General features: G+C 78.4%; 20 protein-coding genes. 10 read left to right on the top strand and 10 right to left on the bottom strand.

From position 1 onward, the window contains the following. On the bottom strand, positions 1–415 hold a 415-nt coding region (locus ACRYMN_RS18525), incomplete at its 3' end, for a hypothetical protein (protein ID WP_432498307.1). Between ACRYMN_RS18525 and ACRYMN_RS18520 the strand changes: the two genes are divergently transcribed. Then, the gene (locus tag ACRYMN_RS18520) at positions 387–944 is read left to right on the top strand and encodes an LGFP repeat-containing protein (RefSeq protein ID WP_432498305.1); all 558 of its coding nucleotides are present in this window, start codon (positions 387–389) and stop codon (positions 942–944) included. The two genes, ACRYMN_RS18525 and ACRYMN_RS18520, sit on opposite strands and share 29 nt — an antisense overlap. On the opposite strand, the gene ACRYMN_RS18515 is transcribed toward ACRYMN_RS18520, so the two are convergent. Both ACRYMN_RS18515 and ACRYMN_RS18510 read right to left on the bottom strand, forming a co-directional pair. Continuing rightward, positions 908–2167, bottom strand: coding sequence for a PDDEXK nuclease domain-containing protein (locus ACRYMN_RS18515; RefSeq protein WP_432498303.1), 1260 nt, complete (start codon positions 2165–2167; stop codon positions 908–910). The two genes, ACRYMN_RS18520 and ACRYMN_RS18515, sit on opposite strands and share 37 nt — an antisense overlap. 92 nt (positions 2168–2259) lie before the next feature. Further along, positions 2260–3696: a M6 family metalloprotease domain-containing protein gene (locus ACRYMN_RS18510; RefSeq protein ID WP_432498300.1), complete on the bottom strand. Its 1437-nt coding sequence runs from the start codon at positions 3694–3696 to the stop codon at positions 2260–2262. Between the two features lie 206 nt (positions 3697–3902). Between ACRYMN_RS18510 and ACRYMN_RS18505 the strand changes: the two genes are divergently transcribed. Beyond that, a complete protein-coding gene (locus ACRYMN_RS18505; RefSeq protein WP_432498297.1) occupies positions 3903–5801 on the top strand; it encodes a zinc metalloprotease in 1899 nt (632 codons plus the stop codon). A 153-nt stretch (positions 5802–5954) separates the two neighbouring features. Further along, positions 5955–7430, top strand: a complete 1476-nt coding sequence (locus tag ACRYMN_RS18500; protein WP_432498294.1) for a diguanylate cyclase domain-containing protein — start codon at positions 5955–5957, stop codon at positions 7428–7430. Positions 7431–7437: 7 nt separating this feature from the next. Here the strand turns inward: ACRYMN_RS18500 and ACRYMN_RS18495 are convergent, their stop codons facing one another. From ACRYMN_RS18495 to ACRYMN_RS18485, 3 genes are all read right to left on the bottom strand, one after another. Then, a complete protein-coding gene (locus ACRYMN_RS18495; RefSeq protein WP_432498292.1) occupies positions 7438–8730 on the bottom strand; it encodes a hypothetical protein in 1293 nt (430 codons plus the stop codon). Next, positions 8727–9740: a glycosyltransferase gene (locus tag ACRYMN_RS18490; RefSeq protein WP_432498290.1), complete on the bottom strand. Its 1014-nt coding sequence runs from the start codon at positions 9738–9740 to the stop codon at positions 8727–8729. Before ACRYMN_RS18490 ends, ACRYMN_RS18495 begins: the two co-directional genes overlap by 4 nt. Positions 9741–9899: 159 nt before the next feature. Then, entirely contained in the window at positions 9900–10754 is an 855-nt protein-coding gene (locus ACRYMN_RS18485) for a hypothetical protein (RefSeq protein ID WP_432498287.1), read from the bottom strand. A 215-nt stretch (positions 10755–10969) separates the two neighbouring features. On the opposite strand from ACRYMN_RS18485, the gene ACRYMN_RS18480 reads away from it, so the two are divergent. The 4 genes from ACRYMN_RS18480 (at position 10970) to ACRYMN_RS18465 (ending at position 17382) form a co-directional block, all read left to right on the top strand. After that, positions 10970–13150: a PP2C family protein-serine/threonine phosphatase gene (locus ACRYMN_RS18480; RefSeq protein ID WP_432498285.1), complete on the top strand. Its 2181-nt coding sequence runs from the start codon at positions 10970–10972 to the stop codon at positions 13148–13150. Positions 13151–13328: 178 nt separating this feature from the next. Continuing rightward, the gene (locus tag ACRYMN_RS18475) at positions 13329–14459 is read left to right on the top strand and encodes a fatty acid desaturase family protein (RefSeq protein WP_432498282.1); all 1131 of its coding nucleotides are present in this window, start codon (positions 13329–13331) and stop codon (positions 14457–14459) included. A 179-nt stretch (positions 14460–14638) separates the two neighbouring features. Next, positions 14639–14842, top strand: a complete 204-nt coding sequence (locus ACRYMN_RS18470; protein ID WP_166610356.1) for a cold-shock protein — start codon at positions 14639–14641, stop codon at positions 14840–14842. Positions 14843–14994: 152 nt separating this feature from the next. Beyond that, complete coding sequence (locus tag ACRYMN_RS18465; protein ID WP_432498279.1) at positions 14995–17382, top strand: putative bifunctional diguanylate cyclase/phosphodiesterase; 2388 nt, start codon at positions 14995–14997, stop codon at positions 17380–17382. Here ACRYMN_RS18465 and ACRYMN_RS18460 read toward each other — a convergent pair. After that, the gene (locus ACRYMN_RS18460; protein ID WP_432498276.1) at positions 17283–17912 is read right to left on the bottom strand and encodes a hypothetical protein; all 630 of its coding nucleotides are present in this window, start codon (positions 17910–17912) and stop codon (positions 17283–17285) included. The genes ACRYMN_RS18465 and ACRYMN_RS18460 overlap by 100 nt on opposite strands. 28 nt (positions 17913–17940) lie before the next feature. Between ACRYMN_RS18460 and ACRYMN_RS18455 the strand changes: the two genes are divergently transcribed. Further along, on the top strand, positions 17941–18681 hold the full coding sequence (locus tag ACRYMN_RS18455) for an LGFP repeat-containing protein (protein WP_432498274.1): 741 nt from the start codon (positions 17941–17943) through the stop codon (positions 18679–18681). 51 nt (positions 18682–18732) lie between these two features. Here ACRYMN_RS18455 and ACRYMN_RS18450 read toward each other — a convergent pair whose 3' ends face one another. Beyond that, complete coding sequence (locus tag ACRYMN_RS18450; RefSeq protein ID WP_432498272.1) at positions 18733–19677, bottom strand: PfkB family carbohydrate kinase; 945 nt, start codon at positions 19675–19677, stop codon at positions 18733–18735. 157 nt (positions 19678–19834) lie between these two features. Between ACRYMN_RS18450 and ACRYMN_RS18445 the strand changes: the two genes are divergently transcribed. Continuing rightward, a complete protein-coding gene (locus ACRYMN_RS18445) occupies positions 19835–20191 on the top strand; it encodes a hypothetical protein (RefSeq protein ID WP_432498269.1) in 357 nt (118 codons plus the stop codon). 6 nt (positions 20192–20197) lie between these two features. Here ACRYMN_RS18445 and ACRYMN_RS18440 read toward each other — a convergent pair whose 3' ends face one another. Together ACRYMN_RS18440 and ACRYMN_RS18435 are read right to left on the bottom strand one after the other, a co-directional pair. Next, positions 20198–20989, bottom strand: coding sequence for a hypothetical protein (locus ACRYMN_RS18440; protein WP_432498267.1), 792 nt, complete (start codon positions 20987–20989; stop codon positions 20198–20200). A gap of 95 nt (positions 20990–21084) precedes the next feature. Next, entirely contained in the window at positions 21085–21786 is a 702-nt protein-coding gene (locus ACRYMN_RS18435; RefSeq protein ID WP_432498264.1) for a haloacid dehalogenase type II, read from the bottom strand. A gap of 140 nt (positions 21787–21926) precedes the next feature. Between ACRYMN_RS18435 and ACRYMN_RS18430 the strand changes: the two genes are divergently transcribed. Further along, on the top strand, positions 21927–22844 hold the full coding sequence (locus ACRYMN_RS18430; RefSeq protein WP_432498261.1) for a D-isomer specific 2-hydroxyacid dehydrogenase family protein: 918 nt from the start codon (positions 21927–21929) through the stop codon (positions 22842–22844). The last annotated feature ends 140 nt before the right edge of the window (positions 22845–22984 follow it).

Here is a 22984-nt window from a genome sequence, read left to right as displayed (position 1 = left end):
GCACGCCGACCAGCACGCCGACCAGCACGCCGACCAGCACGCCGACCAGCACGCCGACCAGCACGCCGACCAGCACGCCGACCAGCACGCCGACCAGCACGCCGACCAGCACGCCGACCAGCACGCCGACCAGCACGCCCAGCCAGGTACCGACGTCCGCACCGACGTCCGCACCGACGTCCGCACCGACGTCCGCACCGACGTCCGCACCGACGTCCGCACCGACGTCCGCACCGACGTCCGCACCGACGTCCGCACCCACGAGCGCGCCGACGAGCGCGCCGACGCCGACGGCCACGCCGAAGCCCAGCAGGACGACGACGCCCAGGCCGACCGCGACGCCCACCTCGACGCCCACCTCGACGCCGACGCCCACCAGGACGCCCGTGACGCCGGGCGCCCCGGTGCGCAACACCGACGGCTCGACCACCTACACCGGCCCCGACGGGCGCACGTCCGTCGTCAAGGGCGCCATCCAGGCGGCCTACGACGCCGCCGGCGCCGGCCGCTCCCGCCTGGGGCTGCCCGACGGCGACGAGTTCCCCGTCCGCGACGGCGGCCGGGTGCAGCGATTCGACCGCGGCCTCGTCTACTGGACGCCCGCCACGGGAGCGCACGTCGTGGAGGGGGCGATCCGCGAGCTGTACGCGGCGAGGGGCTGGGAGAACTCCCCGCTCGGTTACCCGACCAGCGACGAGATCCGCCTGCGCGACGGGGGAGTGGTGCAGCGCTACCAGGGCGCCCTCGTCTACTGGACGCCCGGCACCGGCGCGCAGGATGTCAAGGGCGCCATCGGTGAGCGCTACGCCACCCTCGGCTGGGAGAACAGCCCGCTGGGCTACCCGCGCTCCGGGGAGTACGCCGTGCCCGGTGGGGTGCGGCAGGACTACCAGCGCGGGTCGATGACCTACGAGTGGGCGACCCGGCGGGTGACGCTGTCCTGACCCGACCGCTCGTCACCGCGGCGGTGGGACCGCACCTCGTCGCAGCCCCTCTGCTGCACCTCCAGTTCGACGGGGAGCGGAAGCACTGCCGTCTTCGGCGCTCGCGGGCTACCCGGGCGTGCCCTCGCCCGGAGGGCTGGTGGTCGGGGTGATGGCGGCAGCCAGCGTGGCGGCGTCGGGCAGGGCTGCTCGCTCCTCGGGGGGCAGGGTGTCGTAGGTGTAGCTGGCCACCGCGACGGGGGCGGCGGTGCCGGCCACGGCGTAGCGCACGGCCTGCTCGCGCGGGGCGCCGGTGCACATTCCCCCGCAAGCGGGAGGTGCCCCCGGATGCCGACGGTGGGAGCGTGGCGCTCGGGGCGGCGGAGGCGCTCGTCGACGAGGGCGACGTAGGCGCCGAGCTGACCGGTGTAGGCGGGGGAGAAGTCGCCGACCTTGAGCTCGATGACGACGTAGCGGACCTGCTCGACGGAGAAGAGCAGGAGGTCGATGACCATCTCGGTGTCGTCGACCGGGAAGTGGACCTGGCGGCCCACGAAGGACATGCCGTGCCCGAACGCGGTCAGGGTGCCCTGCAAGCGGTCCATCAGGGACTGCTCCAGCTGCCGCTCGGCGACCGGCTCGCTCAGGCCCAGGTGGTCGAAGACGTACGGGCCGCGCGTGAGGGCCTGGGCGAGGTCCGAGTCGGCCGGGGGCAGGTGGGCGGCGAAGTTGGAGGGCGCTGCGCCGATGCGGGTGTGCAGGCGGGTGGCGATCTGGTGCTGCAGCACCTTGAGCGACCAAGCCTGCTCGACGGCCTTGGCGGCGTACCACTCGCGCAGGTCCCGCTCGTCCAGGCGGGTGATCAAGGCGGTGACGTGGCTCCAGGTCAATCCTGCAGACGGACTCTGCAGGAAGACGGCCTCATCGGGCCACGCGGCGGCCAGGGCGCGCATGTAGTGCAGGTTGCGCACGGAGAAGCCGCGCTGGTCGGGGAACGCGGCGCGCAGGTCGGCCGCGAGGCGGTCGATGACCTTCGCGCCCCAGCCGGCGCTGTGCTGGCGGTCGAGGATGTCCTGCCCGATGGAGTGGTAGAGCCTGAGCAGCTCGGTGTTGGCCGCGCGGGCGGCGCGGACCTGGCTGGTGCGCACCCGCTCCTTGAGCGCTTCGAGCAGTTCGGCGTAGCCCGTGGGCACGTCTGCCGGCAGGTCACCGGGTGTTGCTGGTCTCAGGTCGCGTGCGGGCACGGGCGCCATCCTGCCGCCCACCACCGACGCCGAGGGGCGGCAGCGGGGCGCAGCCCGCCACCTGCCGGCGCGAGAGCCGGTCCACTGCACCGCTACGGCGACGCCACCGTCCGCGCACCCTCGGCCGGTGCGGTACCCCCGACCCGCACCCGCAGCGTCATCGCGTCCGCGGAGTCGGGGATGCCGCTGACCGCCACCAGGCTGTCCTGCCCGGAGTGCGCGGTCGTCGCCGGGTTCGTCGTGCCGTCCAGCTCCCGGTTGCCGCTCGTGCCGGGGTAGGCGTCTCCGCCGTCGCCGCGGTTCTCGGCGCGCTCGAGGTCCTGCTCGCCGTCGGCCTGCAGCAGGCCGACGAGGAAGCGGCTCTCGTCGGAGTTGTCCTGCCGGGTCTCGTCCACGTGCCAGACCAGCAACCCGTCGCCGGGCAGGTCGCGGTCGAAACCGGTGCGGCGGCGGTTCTCCAGCAGGAAGTACTCCTCGCCGCGCGCGCCGCCCGTCCACGCGCGCAGCACCTGCCGGCTCGCGGCGACGTCGGTGACGGTGACCTCCTCGTCGGCGGTGACCTCGCGCACCGAGACCCACCCCTGCTGCGCCTTGCACCACGCCGAGGGGTGGGCGGGGGTGTCGCCGCCGCCGTTCCACGACCCGCCGCCCATGAGGCACCAGTTCCCCACGCCCTCGGAGGTGCCGTCGACGTCGTAGAGGTCGGGCCAGCCGAACACCAGGTGACCGAGCTCGTGGGCGCTGACGCCCACCTTCGCGTCCTCGGGGATGGTCAGGTACGCGTAGACGCTCGCGCCGTCGCTGGGGCGCTCGGCGGGCAGGACCCACTTGTGCGACCAGATGTCGCCCGGGTCGCCGGTCTCCTCCCCGCCGCGGCCGGCGTGCACGACGACGAACGCGTCGACGTAGCCGTCGCCGTCGTTGTCGTAGGGGCCGAAGTCCACCAGGCCGTCGGCGGCGTCGGCCGCGTCGCGGGCCAGGAGGTTCGCGCGCGGCTCGCCCGCGGGCCGGCCGATGCCGGAACCGCCGTCGGCGTACCACGCGAGGGTCTGCGGCATCCGCAGCGGCCCGACGACCTCACCGGTCACGTCGACGAGCCCACCGGAGACCTCGGTGAAGTACTCCGCGACGCTGCCGGTGGCCAGCGAGCCGCGGGAGAAGAACAGATCCTCGAACTCCGCCGCCGGCCGCGCCATCGCCAGGTCCGGGAAGTCCACGAGCACCACGACCACCCGCACCGCGCCGCGCAGGGGCTCGCGCAGCGCGGCGGCCCGGCGCACCCGCACCGCCGCCGTCCCCGGCGGGAAGCGCTCCGGCGGCACGACGACGCCGTCGTCGAAGCCGAAGAAGCGCCGCTGGCCGGCCGGGCCCAGCGGCAGGCGCTCGGCGGAGGCCACCGCGGCCGCCCGCGCGCGCAGCCGCTCGCGCAGCTCCGGGCTGGGGGAGACGGGGCACGGGCCCACCCCGTGCGGGTCGTCGTGCCGATCATCGGACCGTTCGTCGGGCCGGTCGTCGTGCCGGTCGTCCACGCGCACCTCCGTCGTCCGCCGGGCGCCACGGGCCGGGCGGCGGCGGGAGCGCCCAGGAGTACCGCCGGGGTGAGGGAGCGTCAAGGGAGGGCGGGCCGCCGTCGGGGCCGCGCCCTGCGCTCGTGATCCCCCTCACACCAGCTCAAGCCCCGCCGGCCGGCTGCCGAAGCACGCCGGACGAGGCGGGGACCCCGCCGGGACGAGGGGTGGACGAGGTGCGCTTCAAGGGAGCCCTCGCGGCGGTGTGCGTCGCGGGCAGCGTGCTGGGGCTGGCGCAGGGCGCCGCGGCGGCGCAGGTCGCGGGGGGCGCGGTGGGCACCACCGTCACCGGCGAGGTGCGCCGCGCCGTCGTCGAGCTCGACCCCGCCCCCGGCACCGGGCTCGAGGACGGGCTCGAGGACGGGCACGAGGACGGGCACGGGGTCGAGCACGACCGCAGCGTCGAGGTGACGGTGCTGCGCACCGCCGGCGGCGACGTGCGGGTGCCCACCGCGGAGCTGGCGGGCGTGCCCACCGGCGCCACCGTCAGCGCCGTCCTGGGGCGCGCCGTGCGCGCCGGGCGCACCCCGGCCGAGCGGGCCGAGTCCGGCCGCGACGTGCTCTCGCACCGGGTGCTCTCCGCCCCGCGCACCACCAAGGCCGTCAGCACCGCGGTGCGCCCGGTGCTGCCGGTGCTCGTCACCGTCCCCGGCGTCGCCGCCGACGGCACCACCACCGCCGCCCTGGCCGCCGCGGTCGCCGAGACCAGCCGGTTCTACGACCACGAGACGCGTGGCGCGGTCACCTACACCGCCACCGCCGCCCGCTCGGTGACGGTGGCCGCCACCGCCGCCACCTCCTGCGACCTCGGCGCCCTGGAGCGGGCCGTGCGCGCGCAGGTCGCCGTGCCCGCCGAGACGACGCTGCTGATGTACACGCCCAAGGTCCGCGCGTGCGGGTTCTCCGGCGTGGCGTGGATCGGCTCCACCGCCCGGCGCGACCTGGCGCTCTGGCTCAACGGCGACCCCGCGGCGGCCGTCGCCGCTCACGAGATCGGCCACAACCTCGGCCTGGGCCACTCCGGCTCCTCCGCCGCCTGCTCCGCCGGGGCGGCCGACGACGGTCCCGCCTCGGCGTGCAGCACCGTCGAGTACGGCGACTTCTTCGACGTCATGGGCGCCAACGCCTACGCCTCCGGCTCGCGCACCCTGCACCTGGGGGAGATGAACGCCGCCCAGCGCGACCGCCTCGCCGGGTTCGGCGCCGGCGAGCTGACCGGCGTGGACGCGGCGGCCACCACCTCCACCGCGCTGGCGCCGATCGGCTCCGCGAGCGGCACCCAGGCGCTGCGCTTCACCAGCGGTGGCGTGACGTACTACGTGGAGCTGCGCGCCGGCGCCGGGCGCGACGCCGGCCTCTACCCCGGCGGCACCTACTACGGCACCACCGCCACCGGCGGCACCGGCTGGGCGCCCGTCCCCGCCGGGGTGACCGTGCGCCGCCTCGACGGCACCGGTGCGGGGGCCAGGTCGCGCCTGCTGGAGCCGCGGGCCGCCGGCGCGCCGTTCGTCCTGCCCGCCGGAGCCTCGTTCACCACCGCCGACGGGCGCACCGCCGTCACCGTCACCGCCTCCTCCGGCACCGCCGCCACCGTGCGCGTCGCCCCGCGCGGCACCGCCGCGCCCACCCCGACGCCCACCCCGACCCCGACGGCCACCCCCACGGCCACGCCGACGCCGACGCCCACGCCGACCGGCGCGCCGGGCGCCCCGGTGCTGTCCGCGGCCACCGCCGGGGACCGCTCGGCGTCGTTCACCGTCACGGCCGGCGGCGGCACCGCGGTCACCGGGTACGTCGTCACCCCGTACGTGGCCGGTGCGGCGCAGCCCGCGCTGACGCTGAGCACCACCGCGACCAGCACGCGCATCACCGTCAACGGCCTCGTCAACGGCCGCGCGCACGTGTTCGGCGTGCGGGTGCGCGGCGCCGCCGGGCTCGGGCCCGAGGCCCGCACCGCCGCGCTCACCCCGTCGGCCACCGCCACCGCCACCCCCGCCGGCGCGGTGTCCGTGGCGCGCGGCACCCGCGCCACCGCCCCGGCCTGGCGGGGGCCGTCCGCCGGGTGACGCGCGCCCGGGCCGCTGCGCCGGGCGGGTGCTCCGGCGCCCAGCGGCTCAAGGCCCCCGCCGGCGCACCCGATCCCCGGGGTGTGCCAGAGCCGCGGACGACGCGCCGGCGGCGGGTCGCCCACCCGCCCCGGCCGACCTGACGTGCTCACCGTGGACGTCCAGGCGGGTGGGCCGGCGCAGACGCCGGCAGGGGGGTCGGCCGGCGGGTCGGCCGGCGGGCTGGCCGGCGGGCTGGCCCGCACCGCCGCGACGGACCCCGCGCCGCTGCCGCGGCTGCTGCAGGTGGTGCTGCAGCACCTGCCCGCCCCGGTGCGGCTGGAGGTGCTGGCCGAGCGCGGCGGCGCCGAGGTCGTCGTCGCCGCCCGCGGCGCCGCGCCCGAGGGCGCGCTCGCCGGGCACCTGCCCCTGCACCACGGCGGGCAGCGCGTGGGCGTGCTGCGCCTGCGCGGCGCGGTGCCGGTCCTGCCCGGCGACCTGGCCGACGTCGTGGCCCACCACCTGGCGGCCGCGCTGCGCGAGGAGGACGAGCGGGCGCTGCAGCAGCGGCTGTCCACCACCAGCCGGCGCGTGTTCGAGCTGGGCGTGCGCGCCACGGGCGTGGCCGACGCCGGCCGGGTGCTGGCCGAGGCGGCCGCCGAGGCCTTCGCCACCGAGCTGGCCGCCGTGCACCTCGTCGACGCCGACAGCCGCGTCACCCACGTGCTGGGCATCGGCCTGCCCCCGCACCTGCAGGAGCGGCTGACCCGCGGCTTCGTCGGCACCCTGGCCAGCGGCTCCACCGCCTGGCGCACCGTGCGCGACAGCGGCGAGCCGGCGCTCATCGACGACGCGAGCAGCATGCCGCTGCGGCCCGGCGGCTTCGTGCAGACCCTGGGGCTGCGCTCGGTCGTCGCCATCCCGCTGCTGTCCGCCGAGGGCTCGGTGGGCAGCGTCGTGTGCGGGGACGCCAGCCGCCGGCGCACCTGGTCGGCTGCCGACCGCGCCCTGGCGCAGCGCCTCGCCCAGCAGGGCGCCGTCGTGGTCGACAACGCGCGCCTGCGCGAGGCCGAGCGCGCGCACCTGCGCGAGCTGGAGCACCGCGCCTGGCACGACGCCCTCACCGGCCTGCCCAACCGCGCCGCGCTCGTGCGCGCCCTGGAGCGCGCCCTCGACCCCGCCGCCCACCCCGCCGGCGCGCGCGCGGCGCTGCTGCTCGTCGACCTCGACGGCTTCAAGGCGGTCAACGACACCCTGGGCCACCAGGCCGGCGACGTGCTGCTGCAGCAGGTCGCCACCCGGCTGCGTGCGGCCCTGCCCGACGGCGCGCTGGCCGCGCGCGTGGGCGGCGACGAGCTGGCCGCCACCGTCACCGGCGCGCTCGCCCGCTCCGCGCCCGCGCTGGGGCAGCTGGCCCGCGAGGTGCACCGGCGGCTGTGCGAGCCGTTCGCCGTCGAGGGGCGCACCGTGCTCGTCGGCGCCAGCATCGGGTTCGCCCTCGCGCCGCGGCACGCCGGTGACGTCACCGGCCTGCTGCGCGCGGCCGACGAGGCGATGTACCGCGCCAAGCGCTCCGGCGGCGGCGTGCGCCCGGCGCACCCGCCCCACGACGGCGCGGGCGCCCCCGACGGCGCGGGCGCCCCCGGCTGAGCCGGCCTCAGGCCGCGGGCACGTGCTCGCGCCGCGGCGAGCGCGCCGGCGCGCGCTGCGCGGGCACGAGCGCGGCCAGCACCACCACGCCCACCGCCACCGCCAGGCTGCGGTGGGTGAAGAAGGCGTGGATCTGCGAGTGGTTGCTCAGCACGCAGTACCAGGCCGGCACCACCAGCGCCGGTGCCGCCAGCACCGCGCTCGCCAGCGGGGCGCGCGCGCCGGCGCGGCGCACCCCCAGCACCAGGCCCACCGCCACCGCCGCGGCCGCGGCCGCGAGCACCGGCACCGCGGTGGCCGAGCCGTCCACCCACGCCGACCAGTTGCGCGCCAGGCCCGCGCCGAACCGCTGCGAGACGTCCCCGCCGTCCAGGCGGAACCGGCTCACCTCGCCCACCCGCGCGAAGACCCCCGGGCCCTGCACCAGCGCGGCGACCACCCAGCGCGAGACCCACGTGACGCCGAACGCCACCGGCCAGGCCACCCCCGCCGCCACCGTCGAGCGCAGCGCGGACGCGACGTCGCCGCGGCGCCGGTGGGCGACCGCGCCGGCGACCGCCGCGCACGCCGCCCAGCTCGCCGCCGGCACCGTCAGCAGGTCCGCGTAGCAGAACAGCGCCGCCGCACCGCCCGCGCCCAGCGCCGCCCCGCGCCAGCCGCGCCGCGCCGCCACCGCCGTCAGGGCCACCCCCGCCGCGGCCGCGGCCAGCGCGATCCCGTGGCTCAGCGCCGCCGAGGGCATCGCCAGCGCGTTCGTCGAGGCCGCCACCGGCAGCAGCAGGGCGAACGCCGCCGGCCGTCCCGCGCCGCGCGCCACCGCCGAGAACGCCGCCAGCGCCGCCGCCGCGAACACCGCCGTGACCACCATCCGCAACCCCGGCACGCCCGTCAGCGCCAGCACCGGCCGCGTCAGCACCGAGTACCCGTTCCAGTAGCGGAAGTACGTCGCCGGCGGCACGAGGGACTCCCCGGCGGCCAGCGCCTCGACCTCGCCGACGCCGTCCTCGCACGAGGACAGCCGCGGCCCGCCGGTGGCCCGGTACCAGGCGCTGCGCGGGTCGTCGGCGGAGCTGACCCCGTACCCGAGCACCACGCACTCGGTGAAGCGGTCCGCGACGCCCCCCACCCCGTCGGGGGCGTAGGGGGCGCCGTAGTCGCCGGAGTCCACCGCCTGCGCCAGGTGGCGCACGATCGGGCCGTTGGGCGCCGCCTGCGCCGCGACCAGCAGGCCCAGGAACACCCCCTGCAGCAGCAGCAGCGCCGCTCCCGCCCGGACGGCCCAGCGCACCACCGCCGTCACCGGCGCCCCGCCCGGTCCGCGCCGCGCGCGGGGGAGGGGGCCGGCGGCACGCGCAGGTCCAGCGCCTGCGGGGCGGGGTACTGCAGGTACACCAGGCGCGAGGCCTCGTCGGAGGCGCGGTGCACCGCGTCCAGCACCACCCCCACCGCGGCGACCAGCACCGCGATCATCATCAGGGCCGAGGCGAGGATCGCGGTGGGGAACTTCGGCACCAGCCCGGTGCGCAGGAACTCCACGACCACCGGCAGCCCCAGCGCCAGCGAGACCAGCGCGATCAGCGCGCCCAGCAGCGAGTGCACCAGCAGGGGGCGCTCCAGGTGCGCCAGGCGCGCGATCCAGCGCAGGATCGCGAACCCGTCGCGGTAGGTGCGCAGCTTGCTGGCCGAGCCCTCGGGGCGGTCGCGGAAACCCACCGGGACCTCGCGCTGCGGCACCCGCAGGTTCACCGCGTGCACGGTCAGCTCCGTCTCCACCTCGAAGCCCCGCGAGATCGCCGGGAACGACTTCACGAACCGCCGCGACATCACCCGGTAGCCGCTGAGCATGTCCGTCACCGGCGTGCCGAACACCCGCGAGACCACCGAGTTCAGCGCCCGGTTGCCCGCGGCGTGCCCGCGGCGGTGGGCGGTCGGGGTGTCCGGGCGCCGGGTGCCCACGACGTGGTCCAGGCCCTCGGCCACCAGCAGGCGCACCAGGTCGCCGGCCGCGGAGGCGTCGTAGGTGTCGTCGCCGTCGACGAGCACGTACGTGTCGGCGTCGACGTCGGCGAACGCGCGGCGGATGACGTTGCCCTTGCCGGGGCGCGGCTCGAAGCGCACCACCGCCCCGTGCCGGGCGGCGACCTCCGCGGTGCGGTCGGTGCTGCCGTTGTCGTACACGTACACCACGGCGTGCGGCAGGCTCACGCGCAGCGCGTCGACCACCGCACCGACCGCCGCCTCCTCGTCCAGGCACGGCACGACGACGGCCACCCGCCCGCCCGGTCCGCCGACGGCTCCCTCGCGCTCCACGCCGTCGAGCCTAGGACGTCGCGCGTGCGCGGCGGGGCAGGCGCAGCGCCCGTCCCCGGGCGCACCGGGGTGGCGGGCGCGACCGGCCGCCCGGGGAGGGAGCAGGGATCAGGAGCAGACAGGGGTCAGGAGCAGACAGGGGTCAGGCGCAGACAGGGGTCAGGCGCAGGAGGGGGTGCCTCCGGGCGCGCCCGTCGCAGCCGTCGTGGCCGTCGCGCCCGTCGCGCCCGTCGTGCCCGTCGCGCGGGCCACGCCCCGCCGCACCAGCTCCTCGCCCACCGCCAGCCCCGCGCCCGTGCGGTAGGAGCCCGCCGCGCTGACGGTGACGGCCGTGCCCACCGGTAGCAGCTCCCGCAGCGCCGCCGCGTACGCGTCGCGGCAGCCGGGCACGGGCTCCACGCCGGCCAGGGGCAGCGGGCGCGGCGCACCCGCACCGCCGACGACGGGCACCGCACCGGCCGCCCAGGCCACCACCTCGCCGCTCACCCCCGCCGGGGGAGGGGTCGCGCCCGTGCTCGCCGGGGCGCTCGCCGGGCTGCCGGTGGAGGAGCCGGTGGAGGAGCCGGTCGGGCTGCCCGCCGGTGCGGCCTGCGCCAGCACCGGCCGGGCCGGTGCGCGGTCCGCGCGGTCCCCGCGGTCCTCCGCCTGCACGAGCAGCGCCAGGGCGCCGGCCACCACCAGCAGCGCGCCCGCGCCGGCCGCCAGCGCCCGCCGCGACGGGGCGGGCGGGGCGGCCCCGGCGGCGGGCGCGGCCGCCGCCTCGCGCCGCGCGGGCCGGTGCGCCGGCCACGGGTCGGCGAAGCGCACCAGCTCGCCGGGGCCGGACAGGTCCACGCGCAGCGCGGGTCCCCGCGCGCTGTAGCGCACCGACACGGCCGCGACGCGCCCCGGGGCGGCCGGGTCGCGGTGCACCGCCGCCACCAGGGCCCGGGCGCCGGTGTGCGCGGGGCTGCCGGTGCCGCGCACCTTCACCGCGTCGCCGGGGCGCAGCTCGTCGGCGTCGGGGGCGTGCACGGCCCCCCATCGGCGCCGCCCGCGCCGACCTGACCGCCGGACCGAGCGCCCGGTCGAGCACCCGGTCGAGCGCCCGGTCGAGCGTGTGATCGACCGCCGAGCGCCCCGGCCGGTGCCCCGCCTAGGCTGTGGTCACGACGGTGGCGCACCCGCGCGCCCCGGGACGGGGAGGTGCGGTGGGGGACGATCCGGCGACGTCTCCGGCGGAGGCGCTCGTGCCGTCCCAGGGCGGCCCCTCCACGGACCTGTCGTTCGTCACCGGCGGCGCGCCCGCGGCGGTGCTCCTGGTGGACCTGACCGCCCGCACCGTCGTGCACACCAACCCCGTCGCCGAGCAGCTCGCGCCCGGGGTGCGCCTGCCCGTCGGCCTGGACGACTGGTCGGACGCCGCCGACCTGCGCGACCTCGACGGCGCGGAGCTGTCCAGCACGGAGCACCCGCTCTCGCGGGTGGCGCGCTCCCTGCCGGTGGCCGGCCAGGCCGTCTCCGCCGCCCGCGTCAGCGAGATGGGCCGGCGCCGCGAGCCGCTGTGGGTGGTGGCGCTGCCCATGGTGGGCGCGCCCGTGCTGTCCGACCACGCCCTGGTGGTGCTGCTGCCGCTGAGCCGGCGCGACGCCGCCCGCGCCGCCGCCGACGCCGCCCAGGCCCAGGCGCAGGTGCGCGACCGCGCCGTGCTGGCCACCGGCATGTCCTTCACCGTGGCCGACGCGCGCGCCGACGACATGCCGCTGGTGTGGGTGAACCCCGCGTTCACCGCCACGACGGGGTACGCGCTCGAGGAGGTCGTGGGCCGCAACTGCCGCTTCCTGCAGGGGGCGGGCACCGACCGCGAGGTGGTCGCCGCCCTGCGGCGCGCCCTGGCCGCCGGCGAGGAGGTCACCACCACGCTGCTCAACCACCGCAAGGACGGCACCGCGTTCTGGAACCAGCTCGTGCTCAGCCCCGTGCACGGGGCCGAGGGCGAGCTGACCCACTACGTCGGAATCCAGACCGACATCACCGCCCGCGTGGAGGCCGACGCCGAGCGCGACCGCGCGCTGGTCGCCGAGCGCCGCGCCCGGGAGGAGGCCGAGGCGGCGCGCGCGCAGGCCGAGGCCGCCCGCGAGGAGGCGGAGTCCGCGCACCGCGACGCCGACGCCTCGCGCGCCCGCCTGGAGCTGCTGGCCGAGGCCACCAGCCGCCTGGCGGTCACCCTGGACGTGGCCGAGTGCCGCCAGCGCCTGCTGGACCTCGTCGTGCCCGAGCTGGCCGACTGGGCGCTGCTGGTCTCCACCGACGAGCAGGGCGCCGTGCACGACGTCACCGCGCGCCACCGCGACGGCGCGCGCAGCGGGGAGCTGGACCGCTACGTCGAGCGCTGGATGACCGCCTTCGCCCCCGGCCCCGTCGCGGCGACCCTGCTCGGCGGGCAGCAGGCGCGCCTGATCGACGACTACGACTCCGAGGAGCGCCGCGCCGAGCGCGAGGGCTGGGTGAACGACGCCTCCCTGCTGGACGCCAGCGACGCCCTGGGCGCCGCCTCGGTGCTGCTGGTGACCCTGCAGGGGCGCCGGCGCAGCGAGGACCTGCTGGCGCTGGTGCGCGGGCCCGGGCGCCCCCGGCACAGCGCCGACGACCTGCACGTCGCCGTCGACCTCGGCCGCCGGGCCGGGCTGATCCTGGACAACGCGCGCCTGTACGGCGAGCAGCACCGCATCGCCGCCGCCCTGCAGAACAGCCTGCTGCCGCAGCTGCCGCGCATCCCGGGGGTGCGGGCGGCCGCCCGCTACCGCGCCAGCGAGTCCGGCGCCCGCGTGGGCGGGGACTTCTACGAGCTCATCGACCTGCCCGGCGAGGCCGTCGGCCTGGCCGTCGGCGACGTCGTCGGCCACGACGTCATGGCCGCCGCCGCGATGGGGCACCTGCGCGGCCTGCTGCGCGCCAGCGCCTGGGACACCACCGGCCCCTCGCCCTCGCAGGTCGTCGACCGCGTGGACCGCCTCCTGGACGGCCTGGGCATGGCGACCATGGCGACGCTGGCGTACGCGCGCGCCACGCCCGCCGGGGACGGCTCGTGGCTGCTGGAGCACGCCACCGCCGGGCACCCGCCGCTGCTGGTGCGCGACCCGGCCGGGCGGGTCGAGGTCCTCGACGGCGTGCACGGCCTGATGCTGGGCGTGCAGCCGACCGTGCGCGCCGGGGCCGCGCACCGGCTGGTGCCCGGCTCGACGGTGCTCGGCTACACCGACGGCCTGGTCGAGCGCCGCGGCGAGGAGCTCAGCGTCGGCCTGGCCCGCCTGGCGCGCACCCTGGCCGACGCCCCCGAGGACGTCGAGGCGCTGTGCGACCACCTGCTGCAGCGCCTGGGCGACACCGACGACGACGTCGCGTTCGTGGCGCTGCGCCTGGGCGGCTGACGCCCGCGCCGGGGGTCCGGGGAACCGGTGCGGGCGCATCCGTGTTGAACTGTGCGTGCGGGCGTCGCAGGTGGACGCGGGGCTCGCACCGCTGTGCCTCCGAGGACCGGGCGCACCGCACCGCACCCTGCAAGCAGGCGCGGCCCGGGCACCGGTGCTGCCGCCCGAGAGGACGCCAGTGAGCACCAGCACCCCGGAAGCGCCGTCGAGCGCACCCGGCGCAGCACCCGGCCCGACCGTCGGCGGGGCCGCCGCCGAGACCCGCGCCGCCGCCCGGCGCAGCACCACCCCGTACGGCAAGCTGACGGCGCTCGTGCAGGAGGCCGGGCTGATGCGCCGCCGGCGCGGGTCCTACTGGACCCGCATCGCCGCCACCACCGCCGCCTTCAGCGCCGTGGCGGCCGGCACCGTGCTGCTGCGCGACTCCTGGCTGGTGCTGCTGCCGGCCGCCGCCCTGGCCGTGGTCATCACCCAGTTCGCCTTCCTGGGCCACGACGCCGCGCACCGGCAGATCTTCGCCACGCACCGTCACAACGAGACGGCGTCGCACGTCTTCGCGGCCCTCGTCGCGGGCCTGAGCTACGGCTGGTGGATGGGCAAGCACACCCGCCACCACCAGGCGCCCAACCAGCGCGGGGTCGACGGCGACATCGAGTCGAACGTGCTCTCCTTCCACGAGGAGGCCGCCGCGGGCCGGCGCGGGCCCCTGCGCTGGTTCACCCGCCACCAGGGCCTGTTCTTCGTGCCGCTGCTGGCCTTCGAGGGCTTCGTGCTGCACATCGAGAGCACCCGCTCGCTGCTGACCGGCAAGCGCACCAAGCGCCGCTGGGTGGACGCCTCGCTCATCGTCGCGCACTGGGGCGTCTACGCCTCCTCCGCGGTGCTGCTCATGGGCCCGTGGAAGGCGCTGGCGTTCTTCGGCGTGCACATGGCCGCGTTCGGGTTCTGCATGGGCGGGGCCTTCGCCCCGAACCACGTGGGCATGCCGATCGTGCCGCGGGAGAAGAAGGTCGACTACATCCGCCGGCAGGTGCTGACCTCCCGCAACGTCTCCGGCGGCTGGTTCGTCGACCTCGTCATGGGCGGGCTCAACTTCCAGGTGGAGCACCACCTGTTCCCCAGCATGCCGCGCCCCAACCTGCGCCGGGCGCAGCCGTTCGTGCGCCAGTTCTGCGCCGAGCACGGCATCCCCTACACGGAGGAGACGTTCCTCGGCTCGTACCGCTCGATCATCCGGTACCTCGACGAGGTCGGCCTGGCCGCCCGCAACAGCTTCAGCTGCCCGCTGGTCTCCCAGCTGCGCAGCTGAGCGGCTGAGCAGCCGGGGTCGTCCGGCACCGCCGGGGCGTGCTACGGTCGCACCAGTCGCTGTTCTCGATGTGCTGACAACACCCCGGGGATTCAAGCTCGAGGGTTCGTCAAGCTTTCCGAATGGTCAGCCCCTCCGCGACGAGCTCCACCAGGAGCGACACACCTGAGGAGGCCATCATGGCTCAGGGCACCGTGAAGTGGTTCAACGGCGAGAAGGGCTACGGCTTCATCGCCCCCGAGGACGGCTCGGCCGACGTGTTCGTGCACTTCAGCGAGATCCAGGGCAGCGGCTACCGCAGCCTCGAGGAGAACGACCGCGTGGAGTACTCCGTGACGCAGGGCGCCAAGGGCCCCCAGGCGAGCGGCGTCACCCGCCTCTGACGAGGCCCCGGCCCGTCCAGGACGGCCCCCGCACCCGACAGGGTGCGGGGGCCGTCCCGCGTCCGGGCCCCTGCTGCGCCGAGCGGGTGGTGCGCCGCCCGCGCGCGCCGGCCGGGCTGCAGCCGCCCGCCGCCCGTGCCGACGAGCAGGGGGTGACCCTCCCGAGCGCGGTGCCCGCCCGCGGCGCCGCGCTGCTCGCCGCGTGGTGCGCGGCGGTGGTGCTGGCGAGCGCGGTGCTGCCCGCGCTGGCGGGCGGGACGCGCCTGGCGTCCCTGGCCCAGGCGGTCCTGTGGCTGCTCGCCGTCGCCGCGCTGGCCCGGCACGCCGCGCGGGCGCGCCGCGAGCGGCGGGTGTGGGTGTGGTTCGCCGCGGGGGTCTGCCTGGTCGTGGCCACCCGGGTGGTGCTCTTCGCCGCCGAGGGCGACGCCGCCGTCGGCCCGGACGTGCTGGCGCGGCAGGGCCCGCTCGTGCTGGCCGGCCTCGCCGGCCGGGTGGCCCTGTACGCGGGCGTGGTGGCGCTGCTGCGCGAGCGCTGCCGCACCGGCGGCACGCCCTGGCTGGACGGCACCTCCTCCTTCCTGCTCAACGCCGCCGTCATCGGCGCGCTGGTCCTGGAGCCGCTGCAGCGCGCCGGCCTGGGGTCGGTGGCCGCCGCGGTGGCCGTGGCGCGCCCCTCGCTGGACGCGGTGGTGCTCGCCGTGGCGGTCTCGACCTGGCGGCTGTCCGGCCACCACCGCGACCGCTGCCTGCGCCTGGTCGTGGCCGCCTTCAGCGCGTGGACCGCCGCCGACGCGCTGGACCTGCTGCGCCTGGCCGGGGTGGCCGGTGCGCCCACCGGCACCACCTGGGTCTCCGCCGCCGTCGACGCCGGGCGCCTGCTCGCCGTGGGGCTGCTCGTGGCGGCCTCGCGCCAGCCGGCGCCGGAGCCGGGGGAGCGGCCCGTCGCGCGCGGCTGGGTGGTGCTGGTGATGCCGCTGGTCGCGCTCGTGGGGGCCGGCGCCCTGCTCGTGGTCGACCACTGGTTGCGGCTGCCGCACCCCGTCGTGGTCCTGACCACCCTCCTGCTCGGCCTGGTCACCGTCACCGTCGCGATGGCCTTCTCGGACCTGCTGCGCCTGCTCGACAGCCACCGCCAGGCCGTCACCGACGAGCTGACCGGCCTGCCCAACCGGCGTGCGCTCCTGCGGCACCTGGCCGGCGCCGCGGAGCGGCGCACCGGGCTGCTGCTGGTGGACCTGGACCGGTTCAAGGACGTCAACGACACCCTCGGGCACCACCGCGGCGACGAGCTGCTGCGCGCGGTGGCCGCGCGCCTGTCGGCGCGCCTGCCCCGGCACGTGCTGCTGACCCGCCTGGGCGGCGACGAGTTCGCGCTCCTGGTGCCCGGCGCGGGCGCCGCCGTCGCGCGGGGCGTGGCCGAGGACGTGCTCGCCGCCCTCACCGAGCCGTTCGAGCTGGGCGGCGCCCCCGTGCACGTCGGCGCCAGCGTCGGCGTGACCTGCTCCTCCGGCGCGCCCGCCGCCGCGGGCGGTGCGGAGGGCGTGAGCGGTGCGGAGGGCGTGAGCGGTGCGGGCGGTGCGGAGGGTGCGGAGGGTGCGGGCGGTGCGGGCGGTGCGGGCCGGGCGCCGGACGCGGGGCTGGAGCTGCTGCGGCAGGCGGACGCGGCGATGTACGTCGCCAAGCGCGCCGGCGGCGGGGTCGCCGGGTACGACGAGGCCGTCGACCGCGGCGCGCGCGAGCGCCTGCAGCTCCTGGAGGAGCTGCGCGCCGGCGTCGCCGCCGGTCAGCTCGTCGCCCACTACCAGCCGCAGCTCGACGCCCGCACCGGCGAGGTCGTCGGCATGGAGGCGCTGGTGCGCTGGGAGCACCCGCGCCGCGGCACGCTGGCGCCGGCGGCGTTCCTGGACCTGGCCGAGGAGCGCGGCCTGATGGGCGAGGTCACCCGCGCCGTGCTGCACCAGGCCGTGGGCGAGGCGGTGCGCTGGGAGCGGGCCGGGCACCCGCTGCGGGTGGCCGTCAACGTCGCCGCCAGCGGCCTGCTCGACCCCGCCCTGCCCGCGCTGGTGCGCGCGAGCACCGCCGCCGCCGGCCTGGACCCCGCCCGGCTCGTCGTGGAGATCACCGAGACGACCCTCATGCAGGACCCGGAGAGCAGCCGGCGCACCGTCGCGCAGCTGCTCGAGGCGGGCGCGGCCGTCAGCATCGACGACTACGGCACCGGCTACTCCAGCCTGGCCTACCTGCGCGACCTGCCGGCCGCCGAGCTGAAGCTGGACCGCACCTTCACCGCCCGCGTCGCGCGCGACGAGCGCTCCGCCGCCATCGTGGCCAGCACCGCGGACCTGGCGCACAGCCTGGGCATGCGGCTGCTGGCCGAGGGCGTGGAGGACGCCGCGACCCTGCGCCGGCTGCGGGAGCTGGGCGTGGACGAGACGCAGGGTTACCACCACTCGCGCCCCGTGCCGGCGCACGAGGTCCTGGGCTGGCTGGAGCGCCACCGCGCGTCCGCCCCGGCCGTCGCGACCGCGCACCGCGGCTGACGGGCCCCCGCGCCGCTCGAGCACCGCCCGAGCCGGTGCGGCCGCCCGAACCGCCGGTGCGCGCCCGCGCGCCCCGCTACGGTGCACGGCATGCGTTCCCCGTTCCCGGCGACGCGCCGGCGCCCGACCGCTGCCCGCGCGGGCGCGGCCGCCTCCGCGGTCCTCGCCGGCGCGCTCGCCGCCACCGTGCCCGCCGCCTCCGCCGCACAGCTGCCCGAACCGACCGGCACCGCCACGGCGACCGCCACGGCCACGCCGACGTCCACCGCGACGTCGACGGCCACGCCGACGTCCACCGCCACCGCGACGTCCACCGCCACCGCGACGTCCACGGCCACGGCGACGTCCACGTCGACGGCCACCGCGACGTCCACCCGGACGTCCACGCCGACGTCCACCGCGACCTCGACGGCCACGCCGACGTCCACCGCCACGGCGACCGCGACGTCCTCGCCCACCTCCACCGCGACGCCCACGGCGACCTCGACCCGCACCCCGCGGCCCACCGCGACCACGACCGCGACCGCCACGCCCACCCCGCCGAGCACCCCGGAGCCGGTGCCGACGGCGACCGCCGCGCCGCTGGAGCCGGTGGTCGGCGAGATCGGCGTGCGCCACGCGGCCCTGGGCGGCTCGGCCGGACTGCTCGGCGCCCCGCTGACCCCCGAGCTGCGCACGCCGAACGGCCGCGGCGCCTACGTGCTCTTCGAGCGCGGCGCGATCTACTGGACGCCGTGGACGGGTGCGCACGAGGTCCACGGCGAGATCCGCGCCGGCTACGGGCGCCTGGGCTGGGAGAACGGCCTGCTCGGCTTCCCCACCAGCGACGAGCAGCGCAGCACCACCGGCCGCGGGGCTGTGCAGGACTTCGAGGGCGGGCGGGTGTACTGGACGCCGTGGACCGGCGCCCACGAGGTCCACGGCGCGATCCTGACGGGGTACCGCGCGGCGGGCGAGGAGGCCTCCCCGCTGGGCTTCCCCACGTCCTCCGAGCTGCGCACGCCCAACGGGCAGGGCGCCTACGCCCGCTTCGAGGGCGGCACGTTCTACTTCTCGCCCGCCAGCGGCGCGCACCCCGTGCGCGGCGACATCGCCGGCGCCTACGCCGCCCAGGGCTGGGAGAACGGCTGCCTGGGCTTCCCCATCCGCCCCGAGCGCCAGTACGAGGCGGGCCCGTGGCACGTGCAGGAGTTCCAGGGCGGCTGGGTGTGGTGGGCGGCGGGCTTCGGCACGCAGGTGCAGCTGTACCCGCGCGACGACCCGGCCTACACCACGTACGGCCTGTACCCGCGCTGCTGAGCGAGCGGCCGCGCGCCGGCCGGGCCCCGTGGTGGGCCCGGCCGGCGCGGGTCAGTCCAGCCGGTGCGCCCGCACCCGCCGCGCCACCGCCGCCACCGCGGCGGCGTGGCCGGTGCCGTACCCCTGGCGCGTGACGTTGACCGCGCCGGCGGCCGCCGCGGTGCGCACCGCGTCCAGCACGTCGTCGCCCTCGGCCAGGCGCGCGGCGGCGGCCCCGCTGGTGGCGTCGCCGGCTCCGCGGAACTGCACGGGCGTGAAGCTGGGCACCTGCAGCCCGTGCGCCTCGCCGGAGGCGGTCAGCAGCAGCGGCGGCTCGGCCGCGCGCGTGAGCAGCACCGCGCCCGCCCCGGCGTCCTGCAGCCGGCGGGCGCGCCGCAGCAGCTCGGGAACGTCGTCCGCGGCGGCCTCCCCCTCGCCCGGCAGCTCGTCGTGGGCGATCTTCAGCAGGTCCACCCCGCCCCGCAGGGCCTGCTCCAGCGCGGTGCCGGACAGGTCCGCCACGACCGTGGTGCCCTGCCCGCGCGCGTCGGCGGCCAGGCGCCGGAAGACGTCGGCGGGCAGCACGGCGTCGTGCTCGGGGCCGGTGAGCACCAGCACGCCGCCGTCCAGGGCCGAGGTGATCGCGGTGCCGTAGAGGTCGTCGACCTCGTGGCGGGTCAGGGTGGCGGTGGAGGCGGCGACCCGGCCGCCCTCCTCGGCGTCCTGCGCGCCCTCGTGCCCGCGGTGGTCGAGGACGACCACCGCGGTGTCGCCGCCGGTGCGCACCGCCCGCGCCTCGACGCCCTCGGCCTCCAGCAGCGCCAGCACCGCCGTGCCCGACTCCCCGCCGGCCGGCAGGCACAGCCGCACCTGCGCTCCCAGGCGCGCGGCCATGCGCGCGACCCACACCCCCTGCCCGCCCGGGTGCAGGTGGACCTCCACGCCGCCGCCCGCGGTGGGCTCGACGAGCACCCGCAGCACCGGTGAGGGGGCGAAGACGGTCACGGTCCGGCTCACGCGGCGAACGTACGGCGAGCGGGGGGCCGTCGCCCGCCGGCGCCGCTGCGCCGTGCGGGTGAACCCCGCGCCCGCCGCTGCGGCGCCGCACCGCACCTGCCGAGGAGGACGGGGACAGCGGGCCCCTGCCGGGATCCGCCCGGACCCGGGGAGAACCATGGCCACCGACGACACCACCGGCACCGCGGACGCCCCCGCGCGCGGCGCGCAGACCGTCGCGCCGGTGCAGGCCTCGGCGCTGCAGTTCGCCGCCTCGATCCTGGGCGAGTCCAGCTACACGCCCGAGGCGCAGCTCGGCGGCACCCTGTCGGTGCCGGGGCGAGCGGGCGCGCAGCCGGACCCGCGCCCCGCCCAGCCGGTCACCCAGCCGGTCATCGAGCCCGTCGCCCCGCCCGTCGCCCGGCCCGTCGCGGAGCCGGTCGCCCAGCCCGTCGCCGAGCCGGTCGCCGAGCCGGTCGCGCAGCGCAAGGGCTGGTTCGGGCGCCTGCTCGACGCGCTGCTGCGGCGCGGCTGAGGGACCTCAGGCGCCGGCGAGCGCGTAGCCGGCGTCCGAGGGCAGCCGCAGCTCCGCGCTGAGCACGGGCGGCCGGGCGCGCGCAGGGCGGCGCCCGCTGAGGAGGGCGCGCAGCAGCAGCCGGTCGCGGCCCACCGCCGGGGAGCGGCGGTGCATGCCGCGCAGGTCGGCCAGGACCACGGTGCCCACCGGCCCGCCGGGCGCCTCGAAGGTGCCCGCCCCGCCCCGGCGCCCGCGGCGGTGCGTGCCGCGCACGTAGTGCAGGGGTCCCTGGCCGTCCTCGTCGCCGGTGAGGTTGACCCACACCTCCACGAGCGGGTGCCGCCCGGCGCTCTCGCGCTGCCAGCGCCGCGGCGGCACGGGCGAGGGCGAGGCCACCTCCAGCCACGCCTCCACCTGGACCTGCCGCACCGCCCGGTGCGAGGAGGCCTCGACCACCGCCGACAGCACGGGCTCGGCCAGCAGCCGGCGGCAGGCGCCGGCGGGCACGTCGGGACCGAGCAGGGCCACGCGCTCCGCCTCCGGCGCCGGGCCCCAGGGGCGCTGGCGGGCCGCCAGGCGGCGGCGGTGCGCGGCCACGGCCGCGCCGCGGTGCGCGAGCAGGGCGCCGGCGCAGTCGAGAACGTCCTGCAGGAGCCCGTCCTGGCCGGTCAGCTCGGCGACGCTCGTGCGGGCGATGCCGTCGCGGCGCAGGTCCGCGGCGACGCGGGCGGCCTGCGGGGGCAGCGGGTGCTCCCTGCGCCGCCACCGGTGCGCGGTGCGGGGCGCACCGTCACGACTGAGCACCGACGTCTCCACGGTGACCTCCTACGGGGTGATCACCCGACCTTACCGTGTCTTTGCGTTCACCTCTCGTTACGCAACGCAGTGACGGCGGAGGTGCGCCACCCCTGTCAGGGCAGGGCGCTCAGCAGCCCGGCCAGCGCGTCGAGGCCGGGCGCGGTCGCGTCCGGCTCGCGCGCGGTGCGCGGGTACGGGGCGCCGTCGCGGTCCAGCCGCGCGGTGCGCAGCCCCGCGCGCGCCGCGCCGTCGAGGTCCCACGGGTGCACGGCCACCAGCAGCGCCCGGCCCGGCGCCACCGCGCACGCCGACAGGGCGAGCGCGTAGGCGTCCGGGTGCGGCTTCCACGGGCCGGCGTCCTGCACCGAGAGCACGTGCGCGAAGGCGTCGCGCAGCCCGGCCCGCTCCAGCAGGCCCTCGCACTCGGCCGCCGAGCCGTTCGTCAGCGCCGTCGGCGCCAGCCCGGCCGCCGCCAGCCGCCGCACCCCCGCGGGCACGTCGGGGTGGACGGTGAACTCCGAGAACGCGCCCAGCACGTGCTCCACGGCGTCCTCGAGGCCGCGGTCGAGGTGCTCGCGCACCCCGCGCGCGCCCAGGTCCGCGCGCAGCACGTCCGCGGCCACGTCGCGGAACGCCACGGGCTCGCCGGCGAACGTGCGCGCGAAGCCGTCGCGCAGCACCGAGGGCAGGAAGCGCGCGTGCAGCGCCTCGGCGGGGGCGCCCACCTCCCGCAGCCGGCGGCGCAGCGCCGTCGTGTCCGAGAGCGTCTCGTTGACGTCGAGCACCACAGCGCGCGGTCGCTCGCCCAGCGGCACGGTGCACCCCCCTCCGGCGGGGCGGGCCGCGCCCCCGCCCGGACGCTAGCCCCGCCCGGCCGGCGGCGCCCGCGGGCGCCGCCGGGGCCCGCGGTCCCTAGGGTGGGCGCAGCCCGAGCGCCCCAGCACCAGGAGGAACCGTGCCCGACACCCCCGCCGTCCACGTCGGTCCCGGCGAGCGGCAGGACCTGCAGGACGCGGTGCGCCGCGCCGGCGGCGAGGTCGCCGCGCTGGAGGGCGCCGACGCCGTGGTGTGGGCCGGCGGCCCGCGGGACCTGCCCGAGCTGCCCGGCTCCGTGCGCTGGGTGCAGCTGCCCTCGGCCGGCATCGAGGGCTGGTTCGCCGCCGGCAGGCTCGACCGCGAGCGCACGTGGACCTCCGCGGTCGGCGCGTACTCCGAGGCCGTCGCCGAGCACGCCGTCGCCCTGCTGCTGGCGGGCGTGCGGGGCCTGGCCGTCTCCGCCCGCGCCCGCACCTGGGACGCGGGGGCCTCGGCCGCGCCGCAGACCACGCTGCGCGGCGCCACCGTCGCGATCGTCGGCGCCGGCGGCATCGGCCGGGCCATGGTCCCCGCGCTGACCGCGCTGGGCGCCGACGTCCTGGCCGTCACCCGCCGCGGCCACGACGTGCCCGGCGCCGCGGAGACCCTGCCGGCCGCGCGCACGCACGAGGTGTGGGAGCGCGCCGACCACGTCGTGCTGGCCGCCCCGGCCACCGACGAGACCCGCGCCCTGGTCGGCGCCGAGCAGCTCGCCGCGCTGGGCCCGCACGGCTGGCTGGTCAACATCGCCCGCGGCAGCCTCGTGGACACCGGCGCCCTGGTCGACGCCCTGGCGCGCGGCGCGCTCGGCGGCGCGGCGCTGGACGTCACCGACCCCGAGCCGCTGCCCGACGGGCACCCGCTGTGGAGCGAGCCGCGCGCGCTGATCACCCCGCACGTGGCCAACCCCTCGCAGCTGCAGTCCGGCGCCCTGGCGGCGCGGGTGGAGGAGAACGTGCGCCGCTTCGCCGCGGGCGAGGAGCTCGTCGGCGTCGTGGACGTCGACGCCGGCTACTGACGCTCCCCGCGCCTCGCCCGCCGCTCGGGCCGCCGCGGGGCCCGCGCGGGGGGGGGGGGGCCCCCCCCCCCCCCCCCGGGGGGGGGGGCCTCCGTACTAACCCAACCCCACATCACCCCCCCCCCCCCCCGGCGGGGCCC

The organism is Kineococcus gypseus (assembly GCF_050871305.1).
In the GTDB taxonomy this organism is placed as follows: Bacteria; Actinomycetota; Actinomycetes; order Actinomycetales; family Kineococcaceae; genus Kineococcus; species Kineococcus gypseus.
Note: the sequence above shows the minus strand (reverse complement) of the source record. Positions and strands in the feature narration are given on the sequence as shown.